Source organism: Actinomadura sp. NBRC 104412 (assembly GCF_030269515.1).
Classification (GTDB): Bacteria; Actinomycetota; Actinomycetes; order Streptosporangiales; family Streptosporangiaceae; genus Spirillospora.
The window spans coordinates 23799-41069 of record NZ_BSTM01000033.1 but is presented as its reverse complement, the minus strand read 5'-3'; the positions used below and the strand labels follow the sequence as shown (position 1 = coordinate 41069).

The window sequence follows — 17271 nt, the reverse complement described above, 5'->3', positions numbered from 1 at the left end:
GGGGCGCGTAGGCTTCGGAGGGTGTCCGAATATGTACTGACCCTCTCGTGTCCCGACCGTCCCGGGATCGTCGCCGCCGTCTCCGGGCTGCTCGCCGAGCGCGGATGCAACATCCTCGAAAGCCAGCAGTTCGGTGACCGCGACAGCGGCCGGTTCTTCATGCGGGTGCAGTTCGAGGGAGCGCAGGGCACCGACCCCGACGAGCTGCGCGGGGCCTTCGCCGCGCTGTCGCCCGAGCTGGGCCTGGAGTTCAGCCTGACCGACACCGCCGAGCGGCAGCGCGTGCTGATCATGGTGTCCAAGGCCGGGCACTGCCTGAACGACCTGCTCTACCGGCACCGTTCCGGCCTGCTGGACGTCGATGTCGTGGCGGTCGTGTCCAACCACCCCGATCTGCGTCCCCTCGCCCAGTCGTACGGGATCGACTACCACCACCTGCCCGTGCAGGGGCCGGCGGGCAAGCGCGGCAAGGCGGCGCAGGAGGCCGAGGTGCTCACGCTGGTGGACCACTACCGGGCCGACCTGGTGGTGCTCGCCCGCTACATGCAGATCCTGTCGGACGACTTCTGCGCCAAGCTGCCCGGCCGCGTGATCAACATCCATCACTCGTTCCTGCCGGGGTTCAAGGGCGCCCGCCCGTACCACCAGGCGCACGCGCGCGGGGTGAAGCTGATCGGGGCCACCGCCCACTACGTGACGCCCGAACTGGACGAGGGACCGATCATCGAGCAGGAGGTCGCCCGGGTCGACCACACCCACACGCCCGAGGACCTGATGGCCGTCGGGCGCGACATGGAGTGCCTCGCCCTGGCGCGCGCCGTCCGCTGGCATGCGGAGCACCGCGTTCTGCTGAACGGCGACCGCACCGTCGTCTTCCGCTGACGCGCCCGCCCCGGAGACGCCCGCCCCGGAGACGCCCGCCCGCTGAGACGCCCGGCGCTGAGACGCCCCCTTTCCGGAGGGTGGCCGCCTGGATGCTGTCCGCATGCGGACGTGGGCCGCAGGTATTCGATCCACCAATCCGGTTTCGCTCAGCGTCATCTTCCATCACCATTGGGTAACACGTGTCGGCACACCTCGGGGGTGGTGTATGGGAGACACGCTGATCAAGAGCGTCCGTCCGGTCGTGGGGGCGGCCGGGGACGCCGAGGACAACGTCACGACCGCCGAGGCCCAGGCGGTCCGGAGGGCACGGCGCCTGGCGGCACGCGAGTTCCGGGTGTCGCGCGCACCGTTCGCCCTGGTGGCCGCGCTGGTGCTGTTCGGATGCGGCACGATTGCCGCGATCGAGGTGGTGAGCGCGCTGCTGGGCGCCCCGGCCCGGCTGGTCCCGGCCGACCGGTGGGCCGCCGGCCTGCGCGGCACGGCCTGGCAGGACGGCCCGGTACGGGCCGTGGCCGTGGCCCTGGTCGCTCTGGGCGCGGCGATGGCGCTGCCGTCGCTGCTGCCGCGGCGCCTTCCGCGCGTGATGCCGATGCGCGCCGCCGACCCGCGCGTGGCCGCGGGGGTCAGCAGGCAGGCGGTGCGGCGGTCGCTGGCCGCGGCGACGCTGGCCGTGCCGGGCATCGTCCGGGCGCGGGTGCGGATGGGCGGCCGGTTCAGCGGGCGGGTGTCGGTACGGGCCACCACCCGCTACCGCAACCCCGCCAACATCACCGACCTGGTGGAGGCCGCGGTGACGGCCCGGCTCGGCGAACTGGACCTGATGGACGGGCCGCCCGTGCGCGTCCGACTGCGCTGGCGGAAGGACTGACGGCGATGAGGGCCGAGAGCACGGCGGTCGCCGGGGCGCTGGCGCTGGCAGCGGGGGGAGGGGCGCTGCTCCTCGGGGGCGGCGCGTTCGGCGACGGGGTCGCGGCCCGTGCGGTGCTCGATCCGGCGCTGGCGCGGCTCGCCGAGCGGTACGAGTGGTTCTGGCCTTCGGCCGCGGTCGTGGCGGAGGTCGCCGCGATCACCGGGCTGGTGTGGTTCGGGATCCAGGTCAGGCGGATGGTGCTCAGGCGGCGGGCGGCGCTGGACGGCCCGACCCGGAACCTGGCGGGCGTGGCGGGTGGCGAGCTGCTGCGCGCGACCCGGCTGGTCCCCGGTGTGGTGGACGCCCGTCTGCGGCTGACCGGCACCTGGTGGAAGCCCCGGCTGCTGATGAGCGTGACCTGCGACGCCGAGGCCGTCCCCGCCGAGATCCGCACCGACCTTGTGAACGGGCCCATCGCCCGCTACCGCGCGGTGATGGCCATGCGCGACCTGATCGTGGTGATCCGGTTCCACCTGTCCCATAGCGGCTTATAGCGGCCCATGGCCTCTGCTCGGCCCGGTGGGGGCGTCCCGGGAGACCGCGGACCTGGTGTGCCGTGCTAGCCCGGGCCCCGGCTCGGGCACGTGGGAGCTCGAGCCCGAACCGGGAGCCTATGGCCGTGGGTGACCGCGGGCGCGCGTTCGGTAAGGTCCTGGCCGTACCAGGGCGACTATGCGCGGACCCGCGTACGACGTCACGCTTGTGTACATTTCGTTCACGGCGGTGCCGTCCGCACCGGCGTCCCTGCCCGGGATGAGAGGTCGGGGGGTGGTAGTCGGTGTCCGGCAGGCGCTGGAGCCTGGCGCGGCAGTTGCTGGCGTTGCAGGCCGCCATCGTCGGCATCCTCGTGGTGGCCGGCGCGTACCTGGCGTCCCTGGACGCCCGGCGCGTCACCAACGAGAACGCCCGCCGCACCGTGACGACGGTGGCGCTGACCGTGGCGGACAGCCCGAGCGTCCGGGAGGCGCTCGCGCTCCCGAACCCCACTTCGGTGTTGCAGCCGTACGCCGAGCGGGTGCGGCGCGACACGGGCGTGGACTTCATCACGATCATGAACCCGGCGGGTATCCGCTTCACCCATCCCAACCCCAAGCGGATCGGGGGGCACTTCGTCGGCAACACCGGCCCCGCCCTGGCCGGGCGCACCTTCACCGAGACCTATACGGGGACGCTCGGCCCGTCCGTCCGCACCGTCACGCCGGTGATGGACGCGCGGCGCCGCGTGGTGGCGCTGGTGGCGGTCGGCATCACCATCCAGACGATCTCGGCGGAGCTGCGCGAGCGGCTGGTCCCCCTGGTGGGGGTGACCATCGGGGTGCTGGCCGCCGGGATCGGCGGGAGCTGGCTGGTGGCGGCGCGGCTGCGGCGGCAGACCCGCGGGGTGGCGCCGTCGGAGCTGCGCGGCATGTTCGACTACTACGAGGCGATCCTGCACGCGGTGCGCGAGGGCCTGGTGCTGCTGGACGGCAACGGCCGGGTGGAGCTGTGCAACGACGCCGCCCGCGAGCTGCTCGACCTGGACGGGACCCCGGACGGCCGGCACGTGGACGCGCTGGGCCTGCCGTCCGAGCTGGTCGCCGCGATGACCTCGGCCGAGCCCCGGTCCGACGAACTGCATGTGGGCGACACCCGTGTCCTGGTGGTCAACACCGCGCCGGTGCGCTCGCGGGGCCGGGCGATGGGCAACGTGGTCACCTTGCGCGATCACACGGAGCTCCAGGCGCTGATGGGGGAGCTGGACACGGTGCGCGGGTTCGCCGAGTCGCTGCGCTCGCAGGCGCACGAGGCGGCCAACCGGCTGCACACCGTGGTGTCGCTGGTGGAGATGGGCCGTCCGGCGCAGGCGGTGGAGTTCGCGACGGCCGAGCTGCGCACCGCGCAGCGGCTCACCGACCGGGTGGTCGGCTCGGTGCGCGAGCCGGTGCTGGCGGCGCTGCTGCTCGGCAAGTCGACGGAGGCGGCCGAGCGCGGCGTCGACCTGGTGGTCGCCGAGGACAGCGCGATCGACGGGACCTCGGGCGCGATCGCGCCCCGCGACCTGGTCACGATCATGGGCAATCTGATCGACAACGCGATCGACGCGGCCATCGAGGGCTCCCAGGACGTACCAGGGGGTATGGAACCACAGGAGGCGCCGCGGGTGCGGGTGTCCGCCCGCACCGGCCCGGACGGCGAGCTGGTGGTCGAGGTGCGGGACAACGGACCCGGCCTGGATCCGGACCGGGCGCACGAGATGTTCCGGCGCGGCTGGACGACCAAGGCGTCCGACGGACCGGCGGGGCCGCGCGGCCTCGGGCTGGCCCTGGTCGGGCAGGCGGTGCGGCGGTACGGCGGGCGGATCGAGGTGGAACGGGACGGCGGCGCGCTGATCCGTGTCCGGCTGCCGCTTCCCCGGCCCGCCGCCGTCCCCGTGGAGGCGGGTGATCCGGCGTCGTGATCCGGGTGCTGGTGGTGGATGACGACAAGGTCGTCGCCGAGGCGCACCGGCAGTATGTGGAGCGGGTCGCGGGTTTCACCGTCGCCGGGGTCGTCCACACGGGGGCCGACGCGCTCCGGTTCTGCGAGCGGGAGCCGGTGGACGTGGTGCTGCTCGACTTCTACCTGCCGGACACGCACGGGCTCACGGTGTGCCGGGCGTTGCGCGCCGGTGGCCTGGCGGTGGACGTGATCGCGGTGACCTCGGCGCGGGACCTGGCGGTGGTGCGTACGGCGGTGTCGGTCGGGGTCGTCCAGTACCTGCTCAAGCCGTTCACGTTCGCGTCCCTGCGGGACAAGCTGGAGGGGTACGCGCGGTTCCGCGAGCGCGCGGAAGGCGCGGGGGAGGTCAGTGGCCAGGCGGATGTGGACGGGCTGCTCGCCGCGTTGCGCCCGGCGGGTCAGGCGCCGCTGCCCAAGGGGATGAGCGCGCCCACCCTTGAGGCGATCACGGAGGTGCTCGCGGAGGCGCCGCCCGACGGGCTGTCCGCGGCGGCGGCCGCGTCCCTCACGGGCGTGTCGCGGGTGACGGCGCGCCGCTATCTGGAGTACCTCGCCGACAATGGCATGGCCCTGCGCCGCCCCACGTATGGGCAGGTGGGCCGCCCCGAGGTCAGGTTCTACCCGGTCACGCACTAGCCGCGCCACGCCGGATTCGGCCCGATTGACCTGGGCATTGTCCTGAATAGTGGTTTTATCGTGACCGAATATGAGCAGGATCCTGCATACATACCGGCTCACCAGGGGGGATGCCGAATGAATCAGGGAAGCGTTCAGGCGAAAGAGCGGCCCGCAGGCGCCTCCGTGCAGGACCGGGGTCACGAGGCCCAAGGGGCGCGCAAGGCGTCCGGCGACGGGCAGGGAGAGCTGATCACCTCGCAGGGCCGGACGACGATAGCGGACGCGGTGGTGGCGAAGGTGGCCGGCCTGGCGGCCCGCGAGATCGGCGGCGTGCACGACATGGGCGCGGGGATGGCCCGGGCCATCGGCACGATGCGGGAACGCCTGCCCGGCGTCACGGGCGACCAGGGCGCGACGCGCGGTGTCGCGGTGCAGGTCGGCGAGCGGCAGGCGGCCATCGACCTCGACCTGATCGTGGAGTACGGCGCGTCCATCCCCGACCTGGCCTCGGCGGTGCGGGAGAACGTGATCGGCGAGGTCGAGCACATGTGCGGGCTGGACGTCGTCGAGGTCAACATCGAGGTGGCCGACATCCACCTGCCGGGCGAGGAGGACTCCGAGGAGCGGCCCGCCCAGACCGAGTCGAAGGTCCGGTGAACGGCCCGGCGAACGCGGCCGGGCCGCGGGAGCGCGAGCGCCGCGCCGAGCGGATCGGGGCGGCGGTGACCGCCCTCCCCGACGTGGCCGGGCTGAGCGCGGGTCCCAGGGCGCAGGTGGTGACCTACCGGATCGGCCTCCCGTACACCGGGGTGGCCGTGCGGGACGGAGAGATCGAGGTGGGCGTGGTCGCGCGGCGCGGCCGTCCACTGCCCCAGGTCGCGGACGCGGTGCGCGGCGCCGTGCTGCCGCTGGCCGGCGGCCTGCCGGTGAACGTGCTGATCGCCGACATCCAGGACGACTCCTCTTCGGGAGGGTCGGAAGGGAGCTGACATGGACGCAAAGCTGCTCTGGCCGGTCGCGGGCCTGGCCTTCGGCACGGCGCTCGGGTTCGCCGGGGCGTTCGGCGGGTTCGGGACCTTCGTGATCGTCCTGCTGCTCGGCGTCGTGGGCCTGCTGGCCGGCCGCGCGATCAGCGGCGAACTCGACGTGGGCGACATGATGTCCGCGTTCGCGGGCAAGGGCACGGCGGGCAGGGGCGCGCAGGGCAGGGGCGAGCGGTGACGACGGGCCACGCGGCGCGCGGCAGGCCGGAGGCGCCGATGGCCGAACCGCCGCCGCTTCCGGAGCCCTCGCCCGACAGAGACGATCCGTACCACGGCGAGCGCGGGCACACCACGATCGCCGACCGCGCGGTCGAGCGGATCGTGGCCCGCGTGATGAGCGAGGACGGCGGCGGCCTGAAGCGGACCGCGCGCCCGATACGGGGCCGGTTGGGCGGGCCCCGCGTCGACGTGAACGTGGACGGCTCCATGGTGACCGCCCGCGTGCAACTGGCGGTGGTGTATCCCGATCCGGTGCGCGAGGTGGCCAGGCGGGTGCGTGAACGCGTCCGCGAACGCGTCCGGGACCTGACGGGCCTCACCGTGCGCCACCTCGACATCGAGGTGGCCAGGCTGGAACCGCTGGAGGAGCGATGACCTCGTCCGCGCCCCATGCGCAGGATGAGCTGCCGCGTGCGCTGGGTCATCCACGGCCACGGGTGGGGCCGTCCCGCAAGGCCGACCGCGCGGCGCGCCGCGCGTTCCGTTCGCGCCGCGTCTGGCCGGCGCTGCTCGGCGCCCTGCTGGTCACGGCGGTGGGCGCGCTCACCGCGATCGAGACGATCTCAGGGCTGGTCGGGGAGCCGTCCCGGTTCGTCCCCTACGACCGGGTGACCTCGTGGGCGGCCGGGACGCCGTGGAAGGACTGGCTCGCGCTGCTGATCTCGGCCGTGCTGGCGCTGATCGGTCTGATCTTCCTGTGGGCGGGGCTGTGGCCGGGACGCGGGCGGCTGGTCCCGCTGCACGGCGACAACCCCGGCCTGATGGTGGGCGTCACCCGCCGCGGCCTCAAGCGCGCGGTCGCCTCGGCGGCCGAGTCCGTCGAGGGCGTGTCGCGCGTCCGCCGGGTCGGGCTGAGACGGCACCGGGTGAAGGTCGTCGCGGCCACCGCGATGCGCGAGGAGCACGACCTGCGCGGCTCCGTCACGGACGCGGTACGGCGGCGGCTGGAGGAGATCGGGCCCATGCCGAGACGGCGCGTCGCGGTCGTGATCAAGACCGCCGAGGACTAGGGGACGGGACCCGCCATGGACCGCCACGCGTCACGTATCAACCATGTGGGGCTGACGCTGCTCGGGCTGATCCTGCTGGCCGCCGGGGTGGCCGCGCTGGCGCGCGGGCTCGGCGCCTTCGGGGGGACGGCGGCGTCCGAACCGCTCATCACCGGGGCGATGCGCCGGTACGCCGCCGAGCAGGCGTGGTTCTGGCCGGTCGTCGCCGCGTGCGGGGTCGTTCTGGCGCTTCTGGGGCTGCTGTGGCTGATGGCGCAGGGCCGTTCGGAGCGGCTGCCGGCCCTGACGCTGGACGAGGACACCGGCGAGGGGAGCACCCACCTGTCGGACAAGGCGGTCACGAAGGCGCTGGAGGACGAGATCGCGGCGTACCCGGGCGTCCGGAACGTCAGCGCGCGGCTGCTGGGCCGGTCCAAGCGGCCGCGCCTGCGGCTGAACGTCACCTACGGATGGGACGCCGACCTGGTCGCGTTGCGCCGCCGCATCGACGAGGAGGCCGTCGACCGGCTCCGCACCGCCCTCGAACGCGAGTCGCTGCCCACGGTGGTGCGGCTGAGCCTGGTTCCGGGAGGGCACGGGCGCAGGGTCGTGTGACCCTCCCGACAGTGGGTTTTCTTTTCCAACTCACTGCGCTAGCGTGTCGGTTGGATTTTCCAACTCACTGCGGGAGGCGATGTGGGCCCGTCCCCCCGATCCGTGGGCACCGCGGCGGCGGTCGTCGCCGGCGTGGCGATGGTCAACCTGGACCTGTTCATCGTCAACGTCGCACTCCCCGAGGTGGGGGAACACTTCGCCGGCGCCTCACTGGCCTCCCTCTCCTGGGTGCTGAACGCCTACGCGGTCATCTTCGCGGCCCTCCTCGTCCCCGCGGGGAACCTCGCGGACCGCACCGGGGCACGCCGCGTCTACCTCTGGGGCATCGCCGTCTTCACCGCCGCGTCCGCCCTGTGCGCGTTCTCCCCGTCCGTGTGGGCGCTCGTCGGCGCCCGCGCCGTCCAGGCCGCCGGGGGCGCGCTGCTCATACCCGCCTCGCTCGGGCTGCTGCTCGCCGCCACCCCTCCCGAACGGCGGATCGCGGCCGTCCGCGGCTGGACGGCGATCGGCGGGCTTAGCGCCGCGCTCGGCCCTGCCGCCGGCGGGCTGCTCACCGGCGCCGACTGGCGGTGGGCGTTCCTGGTGAACGTCCCCGTCGGCATCGCCGTGCTCACCGCGGGACCGCGCGTGCTGCCCGCCGTACCCCCCGCCGAACGCGGCCCGCGCCCGGACGTGCTCGGCGCCGGCCTGCTCACCGTCGCCGTCGCGGCGGTCGCGCTGGGACTGGTCAAAAGCGGCGACTGGGGCTGGCTGTCGGCCGAGGTCATCGGGTCCCTCGTCGGCGCGGCCGTCCTCGCCGCCGGGTTCGTCGCGCGGTCGGCGCGGCACCCCGCGCCCGTGCTGCCGCTGTCCCTGCTGCGCGTGCCGTCGTTCAGCCCCGCCACGTTCGCCAACGTCCTCTTCGCGGTGGCGTTCGCCGCGATGTTGCTGTCGGCCGTGCTGTGGTGCCGGCAGGTGTGGCACTGGGGGCCGCTTCGCACCGGGCTGGCGGTGGCACCCGGGCCGCTGATGGTGCCGCTGCTGGCGCTCGGCATCGGCCCGGTCGCCCGCAAGGTCGGCTCGGGACCCGTCGCCGCCCTCGGCTGCCTCGCCTTCGCCGCCGGGATCGGGTGGTGGTACGCCTGGATGGACACCGGTTACGCCGCCGGGATGATGCCCGGCATGATCCTCACCGGAATCGGCGTCGGCCTCGTCCTGCCCACCCTGATCGGCGCGGCCGTCGGGGCGCTGCCGCCGCGGTCCTTCTCGACCGGCTCGGCCGTGGTCACCATGGCCCGGCAGCTCGGCACCGTCCTCGGCATCGCGCTGCTGGTGGCCGTCCTCGACACCGCGGGAGGCCCGGACGCCTTCGGGGACGGCTGGCTGCTCATCCTCGCGGCGACCGCCGCCACCGCGGCCTCCTGTGCCCTGCTGCGCCGTCCCCGCACCGCACCCGTCTCCGAACCCACCCCGGCCACCACCGCCTAGGAGGACACCGTCATGCGCGACGCCGTGATCATCGAAGCCGTCCGTACGCCGGTCGCCAAGGGCAAGCCCACCGGCGCCCTGCACGACTCCCACCCCGCCGACCTCCTCGCCCGCGCCCTGGTGACGCTGGTCGAGCGGGCCGGCATCGACCCCGCCCAGGTCGACGACGTGATCGGCGGCGTGGTGACCCAGGCGGGCGACCAGGCCGCCAACATCACCCGCACCGCCGTCCTGGCCGCCGGGTTCCCCGAGAGCGTGCCCGCGATGACGGTGGACCGGCAGTGCGGCTCGTCCCAGCAGGCCGTCCACATCGCCGCGCAGGGCGTGCAGAGCGGCGCCTACGACATCGCCATCGCGTGCGGGGTGGAGTCGATGTCCCGGGTGCCGATGGGCTCGGCCGTCCTGCCCGGCACCGACCCGTTCGCCCCGCTGCGCACCCGGTACCCGGACGGGCTGGTCGGCCAGGGCATCAGCGCCGAACTGATCGCCGCCCGCTGGAAGCTCTCCCGCGAAGACCTCGACGCGTACGCCTACGAGTCCCACCGCAGGGCCGCGCGGGCTTACGCCAACGGCGAGTTCGACCGCGAGCTGGCCTGGAAGGCCCCGGACGAGACGGTACGGCCGTCCACCACCCCCGAGATCCTCGCCGGGCTCAAGCCCGCCTACTACGATCCGTGGATCGCCGAGCGCTTCCCCGAGATCGACTGGCGGGTCACCGCCGGCAACGCCTCGCCACTCAACGACGGCGCCGCCGCCGTCCTCATCATGGGCGCCGACGTCGCCGAGCGCCTGGGCCTGCGCCCCCGCGCCCGCTTCCGCGCGTTCGCCGTCGCCGGGGACGACCCGCTGCTCATGCTCACCGCGATCATCCCGGCCACCGCCAAGGTGCTGGACAGGGCCGGCCTGCCGCTGTCCGCGATCGACCTGTTCGAGGTGAACGAGGCGTTCGCGTCGGTCGTGCTGGCCTGGCGGCACGAGACCGGCGCCGACCTGTCCCGCGTCAACGTCCGTGGCGGGGCCATCGCCATCGGCCACCCCCTCGGCGCCAGCGGCGTCCGCCTCCTGACCACGCTCCTGCACGCCATGGAGGACCGGGACGCCCGCCTGGGCCTCCAGACCATGTGCGAGGCCGGTGGGATGGCCAACGCCACCATCATCGAGCGTCCATGACGGACGCCGTCCCTAGGATGGAGGGCATGCCGAAGGACGCCGATCCCCGTCCCTGCTCGATCGCCGATACGCTGGAGGTCATCGGCGGGCGCTGGACGATCCTGGTGATCCGGGAGCTGTTCCACGGCGTCCGCCGGTTCGACGGCATCGCCCGCAACACCGGGGCGTCCCGCGACATCCTCACCACCCGCCTCCGCAAGCTGGAGGCGTCCGGGATCGTGCGCCGCGAGCGCTACAGCGACCACCCGCCGCGCTTCGAGTACTACCTCACCTCTCGGGGCAGGGAGCTCGGCGAGGTCCTGATCGCTCTCATGAAATGGGGCGACCGCTACCTCAACCCCGACGACCCGCCCGTCCGCTGGCACCATTCCTGCGGCGAGTTCCTCGAACCGGTCACGGTGTGCGCCCACTGCGGCGAGCCCGCCTTGGCCGGCGCCCACACCCCGGTGGGCCGGGGCGTCATCTCCTCCCGGCCGACGTCATGAGGGTGCGCCGGCGAACGGACGCGGACCTGGCGGCCGTCCGCGCTTTCCTCGCCGAAAACCACAGCGACAGAGTGGCCCGCCGAGGAGAACTCCTTCACCCCTTGGAGCATCCGGCGTTCGTGGCGGAGAGCGAAGAAGGACGGCTTTTGGGCGTGCTCACCTACGTCCCGGACGAGACCGGACGGCAGTGCGAGATCCTGACGCTCCATACCACCGAACAATGGCACGGTACGGGTACGGCTTTGATCGAGGCCATGGAACGGTGGGCGGCGGAGCACGGCATCGACCGTCTCTGGCTCATCACGACCAATGACAATGTCGATGCCGTGCGCTTCTACCAGCGCCGAGGGTTCCGGCTCGCCGCACTGCACCGCGACGCCGTCACCGAGTCACGCGCCCGGCTGAAGCCCGAGATCCCCCTGACCGGCGAGTACGGCATTCCGATCAGGGACGAACTGGAACTGGACCGCAGCCTTGGTGATGCTGGATGGCGCGATAGGTGAGGGAGGCCCGGCGGGCCTGTCTCAGCGGGTGTCTTCGACCACGCACAGGGCCGCCGCGATCTCCTTGATCTCGATCGTCGAGCAGGAGGTCGCGATCCGCAGCACGAGATCGAACGCCTCGTCGTCGGAGAGGGTGGGGCGCTTCCCGTTGAGGGCCAGCATGACGCGGGCCGCCGTCCAGCCGGTTCGCTTGTTGCCGTCAAGGAACGCGTGATTGCAGATCACCGAGTGCATCAGCGCCGCGGCCTTCTCGTCGACGGTGGAGTACGCCTCCATGCCGAAGGCGACGGTCGCCGGGCGCATCGCCGATGAGGACACCAGTCCGGCATCACGGACCGCCGCGGTGCCGCCGAGGACCGCGGCGTTGATGTCGATGAGGTCGTCCGCCGTCAGGTACTCGGTCATGCGTCCGCGAGCCGATCGAGAAGCGCGGCGTCCTCGGCCATCACCTGCGCCGTCACGGCGCGGACGCGGGCACGGTGCGAGCGCAGCCGGGTCCATTCCTCCACGGCTTGGACGACGGCGGAGTTGACGGATATGTGCTCATCCTCGGCGGCCTTGACCAAGAGGGCGTCGATCTCGTCGGGGATACGGATGCTGCGGGTCGTCATGAGGTCCAGCATACCGAAATGGTATTACAACGCTCCGTTGGCATTCGACTACATTAACGGCAAGTCCGCCGCGTGCGGTCTCCTTGTATTTGTCGAGCATGTCGCGGCCGGTGTCCTTCATGGTCTTGATGGCGCGGTCGAGGGAGACGAAGTGGCGGCCGCTCGAAGGACAGGTGCTCGCCCACGACGAACGGGATCTCGCGGGTGCCGAAGAGGCGCAGGGAGCCGCGCGAGCGGATCGCGGCGAGGCGCTCGTCCACCGTGTCGACGTCGACCAGTTCGGGCCTGTCGCCCTCCAGGCCGAGGGCGACGGCCTTGTCGCTGCCGTGCCCCTTGCCGGTGAGGCCCAGCGACCCGTACAGGATCACCCGCACGGAGGCGGTCCTCTCCAGCAGGCCGTCCCGGTGCAGACCTCGCGCGAACCGGTGCGCCGCGACCATCGGCCCGCCCGTGTGGGACGAGGACGGCCCTATGCCGACTTTGAAGAGGTCGAAGACGCTGATGGCCATGGGGTCCACCTCGCCCGCCCCGGTCCCTCTGAACGAAGGACCGGGCGCGGGAGCCGGCTAGAGGTTCGGATACAGCGGATGCAGGTCCGCCAGGTTCCGGACGCGCTCGGCCAGCGCGTCCTCGTCGTAGGACGGTTGCAGCGCCAGCGCGATGATGTCCGCGACCTCGGTGAAGTCCGCGGCGGTGAAGCCGCGGGTGGCCAGGGCGGGCGTGCCGATCCGCAGGCCGGAGGTGACCATCGGCGGGCGCGGGTCGTGCGGGACGGCGTTGCGGTTCACGGTGATGCCGATGCCGTGCAGCCGGTCCTCGGCGTCCCTGCCGGTCAGCTCGGACTCCACCAGGTCGACCAGGACCAGATGGACGTCGGTCCCGCCGGTGAGCACCTTGACGCCGGCCTTGGTGGTGTCCTCGGCCAGCAGCCGCTCGGCGAGGATCTTGGCGCCCTCGACGGTGCGCCGCTGCCGCTCTCTGAACCCCTCGGACCCGGCGATCCGCAGCGCCACCGCCTTGGCGGCGATCACATGCTCCAGCGGGCCGCCCTGCATGCCGGGGAACACCGCGGAGTTGATCTTCTTGCCGTACGCCTCGCGGGACAGGATCAGCCCGCCGCGCGGGCCGCCCAGCGTCTTGTGCGTGGTGGTGGTGACGATGTCGGCGTACGGGACGGGCGACGGGTGCAGTCCCGCGGCGACCAGCCCGGCGAAGTGCGCCATGTCCACCATGAGCAGCGCGCCCACCGAGTCGGCGATCTCCCGGAACCTCGCGAAGTCCAGGTGCCGCGGGTACGCCGACCAGCCCGCCACGATCAGCTTGGGCCGGTGCTCGGCGGCCAGCGCCGCCACCTCGTCCATGTCGACCAGGCCGTCGGAGGAGCGCACGTGGTAGGGCACCACGTTCAGCACCTTGCCGGAGTAGTTCAGCCGCATGCCGTGCGTGAGGTGGCCGCCGTGCGCCAGATCCAGGCCGAGGATGGTGTCGCCGTGCTCCAGCAGCGCGAAGTACACCGCCGTGTTGGCCTGGGCCCCGCTGTGCGGCTGGACGTTGGCGTGCTCGGCGCCGAACAGCTCCTTGGCCCGGTCGATGGCGAGCTGCTCGGTGACGTCCACGTACTCGCAGCCGCCGTAGTACCGCTTGCCCGGATAGCCCTCCGCGTACTTGTTGGTGAGGACCGACCCCTGCGCCTCCAGCACCGACACCGGCGCGAAGTTCTCCGAGGCGATCATCTCCAGGGTGGACTGCTGCCGGTCGAGCTCGGCCGCGACCGCCTTGGCCACGTCGGGGTCGACGGCGGCCAGCGGGTCGTTCAGCGGATCATGCAGAGGGTTGTGCGGCGGGTCGTTCAGGGGCACGTCTCAGGACTCCTCGATGAGCTTGCTGTACGCCTCCGCGTCCAGGAGGTCGCCGGGCTCGTCGGAGATCCGCACCTTGAAGATCCACCCCTCGCCGTACGGGTCGTCGTTGATCACCTTGGGCTCGTCGATCACCGCGGCGTTGATCGCGGTGACCTCGCCGCTGACGGGCGAGTAGATGTCGCTGACGGACTTGGTGGACTCGACCTCGCCGCACGGCTCGCCCGCCTCGACCGGGTCGCCCTCGCCGGGCTGTAGCTCAAGGAAGACGATCTCGCCGAGGGCGTCGGCGGCGTACGCGGTGATGCCGATGGTCACGACGCCGTCCTCGGTGTCGAGCCCGGCCACCCATTCGTGCTCTTCGCTGTAGCGCAGCTGCTCCGGAACGCTCACGATGCTTCTTCTCTCCAGCTCTGGTTTCAGGAACGCTTGTAGAAGGGCAGGTCCACCACGTCGACCGGCTCCAGCCGGCCGCGGACGTCCACCGCCAGCCCGGTCTCCGTCACGGCGCCGTCCACGTACGCCATGGCGATCGGCCTGCCCAGTGTGGGCGACGGAGCGCCGCTCGTCACCACTCCACACGGCGTGCCGCCGGACGAGACGACGTCGTACCCCTTGCGGGGGGCGCGCCGCCCGCGGGCCACCAGCCCCACGAGCCTACGGCCTGGAGGGGTCTGCGCATGGACGGCAAGCGCCGCCTTGCCCACGAAATTCCCGGGCTTGTCCAGCTTGACCACCCGGCCGAGGCCGGCCTCGTACGGTGTGGTCTCCGTGGTCAGCTCGTTGCCGTACAGCGGCATGCCCGCCTCAAGCCGCAGCGTGTCGCGCGCCGACAGCCCGGCCGGGACGACCTTCTCCTCATCCTCCTCGTCGCCGGGCTTCGCCTCGGCCAGCTCGCCCCAGAGGGCCACCGCGTCACCCGCCGACACGAACAGCTCGAAGCCGTCCTCGCCGGTGTAGCCGGTACGGGCTATCAGCGCGTCCACGCCCGCCACCTCGCCCGCCATGATGGCGTAGTACCGCAGGTCGTCCAGCGGGGCCGTGGTGTGGCGCGCCAGGATCCGCTGCGCGTCCGGGCCCTGGAGCGCGATCAGCGCGTACGCGTCCGACCGGTCCTCCACCGCCGCCTCGAAGCCCGCCGCCCGCTCGATGAGCGCGTCCCGGACGGTCGCGGCGTTGGCGGCGTTGGCCACCACCATGAACGTCTGGGCCGCGAGCCGGTACACGATGAGGTCGTCCAGGACGCCGCCGTCCGGCGCGCAGATCATCGTGTACCTGGCCTTGCCCACCGCCATGGGGGACAGGGCGCCGACCAGCGCGTGGTCCAGCGCCGCGGCGGCGTCCGGCCCGCTGACGAAGATCTCGCCCATGTGGGACAGGTCGAACAGCCCGGCGGCGGTGCGCACGGCCTGGTGCTCGGCGACCTCGCTCCCGTACCTGAGCGGCATCAGGTAACCGGCGAAGTCGACGAGGGTGGCGCCGAGGTCGCGGTGGACGTCGTAGAGCGGCGTGTGCTTCGCCGGCGAGCTGGACATGGGGTTTCGGCTCCTTCGTCACGGGCGCGTGGTCCGATCGTCGCACGCGTACCCGGTCGTGTTCGGGCCTCCCCCTCTGTCATCGGCCGCGTGGCGGCGCCTGAGAGCTTCACCCCGGCCCCTCGCGGGGCGGGCGGGGCTTTCACCTTCGGCGGGGGACGACGTGTCCCCGCTTTCCAGAGGTCACCTGATCCGCGCGGTCCTGGGGCCTGAGAGGTTCCGGGGAGGAGTTGCTCCTTCGGCGTCCCCTGGCCGGCTGCCAGGGGCCATGAGCGCTCCTCGTCCTCGCGTCGCCCCAGGCGTTCGGCTCTTGGGACAGGCCGGACGAAGACCACTCAACTCTCCCGCGCGGAGTGAACGGCTTGCAGGCCAGGCTAGCAGCGGCCCCACCGTGCCACCAGACACCGCCCCCGCCCCCGCCTGAACCATCGTGATCGCTTTATCCGTATGACCCGTCGGCCCGGGTGTGCACTGGTACGCGGTCGTGCGAGGCCCGGATCACGTAACCTTGAACGTCTGAACGGGTTGCCGGGGAACGCCGAGGAACGGGGTGCGCATGGGCTGGCTGGCGGGAGTCTTGATCCTGTTCTTCGGCCTGATGGTGTCGATCGCCCTGCACGAGCTGGGGCACTTCTCGTTCGCCAAGCTGTTCGGGGTCCGCACCCCGCAGTTCATGGTGGGCTTCGGCCCGACGCTGTGGTCGCGGCACAAGGGCGAGACCGAGTACGGCGTCAAATGGATCCCGCTCGGCGGCTACATCCGCATGATCGGCATGCTGCCGCCGCGCAAGGGCGACCTGCCGGGCCAGGCACGGCGGCTCAGCACCGGGCCGTTCCAGGGGCTGATCGAGTCCGCCCGCGGCGCGTCGCTGGAGGAGATCCGGCCGGGCGACGAAGACCGGGTCTTCTACGCCAAGAAGTGGTGGCAGAAGCTCACCATCATGTTCGCGGGCCCCGCGATGAACCTGATCCTCGCGGTGATCTTCTTCGCGATCCTGCTGATGGGGATCGGCACCCCCACACCGCAACCGGTGATCAGCGCGGTGGCCAAGTGCGCGATCCCGGCCAACTCCCAGCTCACCGAGTGCCCGGAGGGCTACACGCCCACCCCGGCCGCGTCCTCGGGACTGCGGGCCGGCGACCGGATCGTCACCTACGACGGCCACCGGATCACCGACTACGACCAGCTTCAGGGCCTGATCCGCGACTCGGGCGGGCGCACCGTGGCGCTGACCGTCGAGCGGGACGGCAGACCGGTGTCGTTCCAGGTGCCGGTCACCCGCAACCAGATGTACGACCTGGACGACCCGGAGAAGATCGTCAGCGTCGGCTTCCTCGGCATCACCCCGCTCCAGGAGCGCGAGCGCCAGGGCCCGGTGGCCGTCGCGGACTACATGGGCGAGCTGACCGCCCACACCGCGGGCGCGCTGCTGCGGATGCCCGAGAAGATGGTCGGCGTCTGGCAGGCCGCGTTCGGCGACGAGGAGCGCGACCCCAACGGCCCGATCGGCGTGGTGGGCGTCAGCAGGCTCGGCGGTGAGATCGCCGCCTCGGAGAGCCCCATCGTCGAGAAGGTCGCGATGTTCATCGCGCTGCTCGGCTCGATCAACCTCGCGGTCGGACTGTTCAACCTGGTCCCGCTGCTGCCGCTGGACGGCGGCCATATGGCGGGCGCGCTGCTGGAGGCGATCAAGAAGTTCTTCGCCCGCGTCTTCGGCCGTCCCGACCCCGGCTATGTGGACGTGGCCAAGGCGCTGCCGCTCACCTATGTGATGGCGGCGGTCCTGATCGTGATGGGCGGGCTGCTGATCTACGCGGACCTGGTCAACCCCATCCGCTTCGCCGGTTAGCGCCGGGGGTCACGGCGGAGCCTCGGCCGGCTCAT

Annotated in this window: 22 protein-coding genes, 1 pseudogene and 2 riboswitches; of the genes and pseudogenes, 16 read left to right on the top strand and 7 right to left on the bottom strand. The window is 72.3% G+C overall.

Annotated features, from left to right (window positions below; genetic code table 11):
* Positions 1 to 21 precede the first annotated feature (21 nt).
* The 15 genes from purU to QSK21_RS30090 all read left to right on the top strand — a co-directional run bounded on the left by purU (position 22) and on the right by QSK21_RS30090 (position 11382).
* A complete protein-coding gene (purU, locus tag QSK21_RS30160; RefSeq protein ID WP_285700853.1) occupies positions 22 to 882 on the top strand; it encodes a formyltetrahydrofolate deformylase in 861 nt (286 codons plus the stop codon).
* Positions 883 to 1090: 208 nt separating this feature from the next.
* Positions 1091 to 1753: a DUF6286 domain-containing protein gene (locus QSK21_RS30155; protein ID WP_285700852.1), complete on the top strand. Its 663-nt coding sequence runs from the start codon at positions 1091 to 1093 to the stop codon at positions 1751 to 1753.
* Positions 1754 to 1758: 5 nt separating this feature from the next.
* Positions 1759 to 2289 carry a hypothetical protein gene (locus QSK21_RS30150; protein WP_285700851.1) on the top strand — a complete coding sequence of 177 codons (531 nt, stop codon included), beginning with the start codon at positions 1759 to 1761 and terminating at the stop codon, positions 2287 to 2289.
* A 284-nt stretch (positions 2290 to 2573) separates the two neighbouring features.
* Positions 2574 to 4232: an ATP-binding protein gene (locus tag QSK21_RS30145; RefSeq protein WP_285700850.1), complete on the top strand. Its 1659-nt coding sequence runs from the start codon at positions 2574 to 2576 to the stop codon at positions 4230 to 4232.
* Positions 4229 to 4909, top strand: a complete 681-nt coding sequence (locus QSK21_RS30140; protein ID WP_285700849.1) for a response regulator — start codon at positions 4229 to 4231, stop codon at positions 4907 to 4909. The genes QSK21_RS30145 and QSK21_RS30140 overlap by 4 nt, the downstream gene beginning before the upstream one ends.
* A 165-nt stretch (positions 4910 to 5074) precedes the next feature.
* A complete protein-coding gene (locus tag QSK21_RS30135) occupies positions 5075 to 5548 on the top strand; it encodes an Asp23/Gls24 family envelope stress response protein (RefSeq protein WP_285700848.1) in 474 nt (157 codons plus the stop codon).
* Positions 5545 to 5880, top strand: coding sequence for a hypothetical protein (locus QSK21_RS30130; RefSeq protein ID WP_285700847.1), 336 nt, complete (start codon positions 5545 to 5547; stop codon positions 5878 to 5880). The genes QSK21_RS30135 and QSK21_RS30130 overlap by 4 nt, the downstream gene beginning before the upstream one ends.
* 1 nt (position 5881) lies before the next feature.
* Positions 5882 to 6112 carry a hypothetical protein gene (locus tag QSK21_RS30125; protein ID WP_285700846.1) on the top strand — a complete coding sequence of 77 codons (231 nt, stop codon included), beginning with the start codon at positions 5882 to 5884 and terminating at the stop codon, positions 6110 to 6112.
* On the top strand, positions 6109 to 6528 hold the full coding sequence (locus QSK21_RS30120) for an Asp23/Gls24 family envelope stress response protein (protein WP_285700844.1): 420 nt from the start codon (positions 6109 to 6111) through the stop codon (positions 6526 to 6528). The genes QSK21_RS30125 and QSK21_RS30120 overlap by 4 nt, the downstream gene beginning before the upstream one ends.
* Positions 6525 to 7163, top strand: a complete 639-nt coding sequence (locus QSK21_RS30115) for a DUF6286 domain-containing protein (protein WP_285700842.1) — start codon at positions 6525 to 6527, stop codon at positions 7161 to 7163. The genes QSK21_RS30120 and QSK21_RS30115 overlap by 4 nt, the downstream gene beginning before the upstream one ends.
* 15 nt (positions 7164 to 7178) lie before the next feature.
* Entirely contained in the window at positions 7179 to 7757 is a 579-nt protein-coding gene (gene amaP, locus QSK21_RS30110; protein ID WP_285700841.1) for an alkaline shock response membrane anchor protein AmaP, read from the top strand.
* Positions 7758 to 7859: 102 nt separating this feature from the next.
* On the top strand, positions 7860 to 9224 hold the full coding sequence (locus QSK21_RS30105; protein ID WP_285700840.1) for an MFS transporter: 1365 nt from the start codon (positions 7860 to 7862) through the stop codon (positions 9222 to 9224).
* A gap of 12 nt (positions 9225 to 9236) precedes the next feature.
* On the top strand, positions 9237 to 10394 hold the full coding sequence (locus QSK21_RS30100) for a thiolase family protein (protein ID WP_285700839.1): 1158 nt from the start codon (positions 9237 to 9239) through the stop codon (positions 10392 to 10394).
* Positions 10395 to 10420: 26 nt separating this feature from the next.
* The gene (locus tag QSK21_RS30095; protein WP_285700838.1) at positions 10421 to 10879 is read left to right on the top strand and encodes a winged helix-turn-helix transcriptional regulator; all 459 of its coding nucleotides are present in this window, start codon (positions 10421 to 10423) and stop codon (positions 10877 to 10879) included.
* Positions 10876 to 11382, top strand: a complete 507-nt coding sequence (locus QSK21_RS30090) for a GNAT family N-acetyltransferase (RefSeq protein ID WP_285700837.1) — start codon at positions 10876 to 10878, stop codon at positions 11380 to 11382. The genes QSK21_RS30095 and QSK21_RS30090 overlap by 4 nt, the downstream gene beginning before the upstream one ends.
* Positions 11383 to 11403: 21 nt before the next feature.
* Here the strand turns inward: QSK21_RS30090 and QSK21_RS30085 are convergent, their stop codons facing one another.
* The 7 genes and pseudogenes from QSK21_RS30085 to gcvT all read right to left on the bottom strand — a co-directional run bounded on the left by QSK21_RS30085 (position 11404) and on the right by gcvT (position 15387).
* A complete protein-coding gene (locus tag QSK21_RS30085; protein WP_285700835.1) occupies positions 11404 to 11787 on the bottom strand; it encodes a type II toxin-antitoxin system death-on-curing family toxin in 384 nt (127 codons plus the stop codon).
* Complete coding sequence (locus QSK21_RS30080; RefSeq protein ID WP_285700834.1) at positions 11784 to 12005, bottom strand: Arc family DNA-binding protein; 222 nt, start codon at positions 12003 to 12005, stop codon at positions 11784 to 11786. Before QSK21_RS30080 ends, QSK21_RS30085 begins: the two co-directional genes overlap by 4 nt.
* Positions 11926 to 12150 (bottom strand): annotated as a pseudogene (locus QSK21_RS36220) (L-serine ammonia-lyase, iron-sulfur-dependent, subunit alpha); the annotation flags it as partial. The pseudogene QSK21_RS36220 and the gene QSK21_RS30080, both read right to left, overlap by 80 nt.
* Positions 12047 to 12433, bottom strand: a complete 387-nt coding sequence (locus QSK21_RS30075; protein WP_502871610.1) for a serine dehydratase beta chain — start codon at positions 12431 to 12433, stop codon at positions 12047 to 12049. The gene QSK21_RS30075 and the pseudogene QSK21_RS36220, both read right to left, overlap by 104 nt.
* A 126-nt stretch (positions 12434 to 12559) precedes the next feature.
* Positions 12560 to 13822, bottom strand: coding sequence for a serine hydroxymethyltransferase (gene glyA / locus QSK21_RS30070; RefSeq protein ID WP_285700895.1), 1263 nt, complete (start codon positions 13820 to 13822; stop codon positions 12560 to 12562).
* 33 nt (positions 13823 to 13855) lie between these two features.
* Positions 13856 to 14245 carry a glycine cleavage system protein GcvH gene (gcvH, locus tag QSK21_RS30065; protein WP_285700833.1) on the bottom strand — a complete coding sequence of 130 codons (390 nt, stop codon included), beginning with the start codon at positions 14243 to 14245 and terminating at the stop codon, positions 13856 to 13858.
* A 26-nt stretch (positions 14246 to 14271) separates the two neighbouring features.
* Entirely contained in the window at positions 14272 to 15387 is a 1116-nt protein-coding gene (gene gcvT / locus QSK21_RS30060; protein WP_285700832.1) for a glycine cleavage system aminomethyltransferase GcvT, read from the bottom strand.
* 73 nt (positions 15388 to 15460) lie between these two features.
* A riboswitch (glycine riboswitch) is annotated at positions 15461 to 15570 on the bottom strand.
* A 4-nt stretch (positions 15571 to 15574) separates the two neighbouring features.
* Positions 15575 to 15744: riboswitch (glycine riboswitch) on the bottom strand.
* 199 nt (positions 15745 to 15943) lie between these two features.
* Between gcvT and QSK21_RS30055 the strand changes: the two genes are divergently transcribed.
* Complete coding sequence (locus QSK21_RS30055; RefSeq protein ID WP_285700831.1) at positions 15944 to 17236, top strand: M50 family metallopeptidase; 1293 nt, start codon at positions 15944 to 15946, stop codon at positions 17234 to 17236.
* Positions 17237 to 17271: the final 35 nt, after the last annotated feature.

Bases quoted from the DNA above. Each gene is read 5' to 3' on its own strand.
- QSK21_RS30155 (WP_285700852.1), top strand. From the start codon at position 1,091: ATGGGAGACACGCTGATCAAGAGCGTCCGTCCGGTCGTGGGGGCGGCC.
- QSK21_RS30150 (WP_285700851.1), top strand. From the start codon at position 1,759: ATGAGGGCCGAGAGCACGGCGGTCGCCGGGGCGCTGGCGCTGGCAGCG.
- QSK21_RS30125 (WP_285700846.1), top strand. From the start codon at position 5,882: ATGGACGCAAAGCTGCTCTGGCCGGTCGCGGGCCTGGCCTTCGGCACG.
- QSK21_RS30115 (WP_285700842.1), top strand. From the start codon at position 6,525: ATGACCTCGTCCGCGCCCCATGCGCAGGATGAGCTGCCGCGTGCGCTG.
- amaP (WP_285700841.1), top strand. From the start codon at position 7,179: ATGGACCGCCACGCGTCACGTATCAACCATGTGGGGCTGACGCTGCTC.
- QSK21_RS30100 (WP_285700839.1), top strand. From the start codon at position 9,237: ATGCGCGACGCCGTGATCATCGAAGCCGTCCGTACGCCGGTCGCCAAG.
- QSK21_RS30095 (WP_285700838.1), top strand. From the start codon at position 10,421: ATGCCGAAGGACGCCGATCCCCGTCCCTGCTCGATCGCCGATACGCTG.
- QSK21_RS30090 (WP_285700837.1), top strand. From the start codon at position 10,876: ATGAGGGTGCGCCGGCGAACGGACGCGGACCTGGCGGCCGTCCGCGCT.
- QSK21_RS30085 (WP_285700835.1), bottom strand. From the start codon at position 11,787: ATGACCGAGTACCTGACGGCGGACGACCTCATCGACATCAACGCCGCG.
- QSK21_RS30080 (WP_285700834.1), bottom strand. From the start codon at position 12,005: ATGCTGGACCTCATGACGACCCGCAGCATCCGTATCCCCGACGAGATC.
- QSK21_RS30075 (WP_502871610.1), bottom strand. From the start codon at position 12,433: ATGGTCGCGGCGCACCGGTTCGCGCGAGGTCTGCACCGGGACGGCCTG.
- gcvT (WP_285700832.1), bottom strand. From the start codon at position 15,387: ATGTCCAGCTCGCCGGCGAAGCACACGCCGCTCTACGACGTCCACCGC.
- QSK21_RS30055 (WP_285700831.1), top strand. From the start codon at position 15,944: ATGGGCTGGCTGGCGGGAGTCTTGATCCTGTTCTTCGGCCTGATGGTG.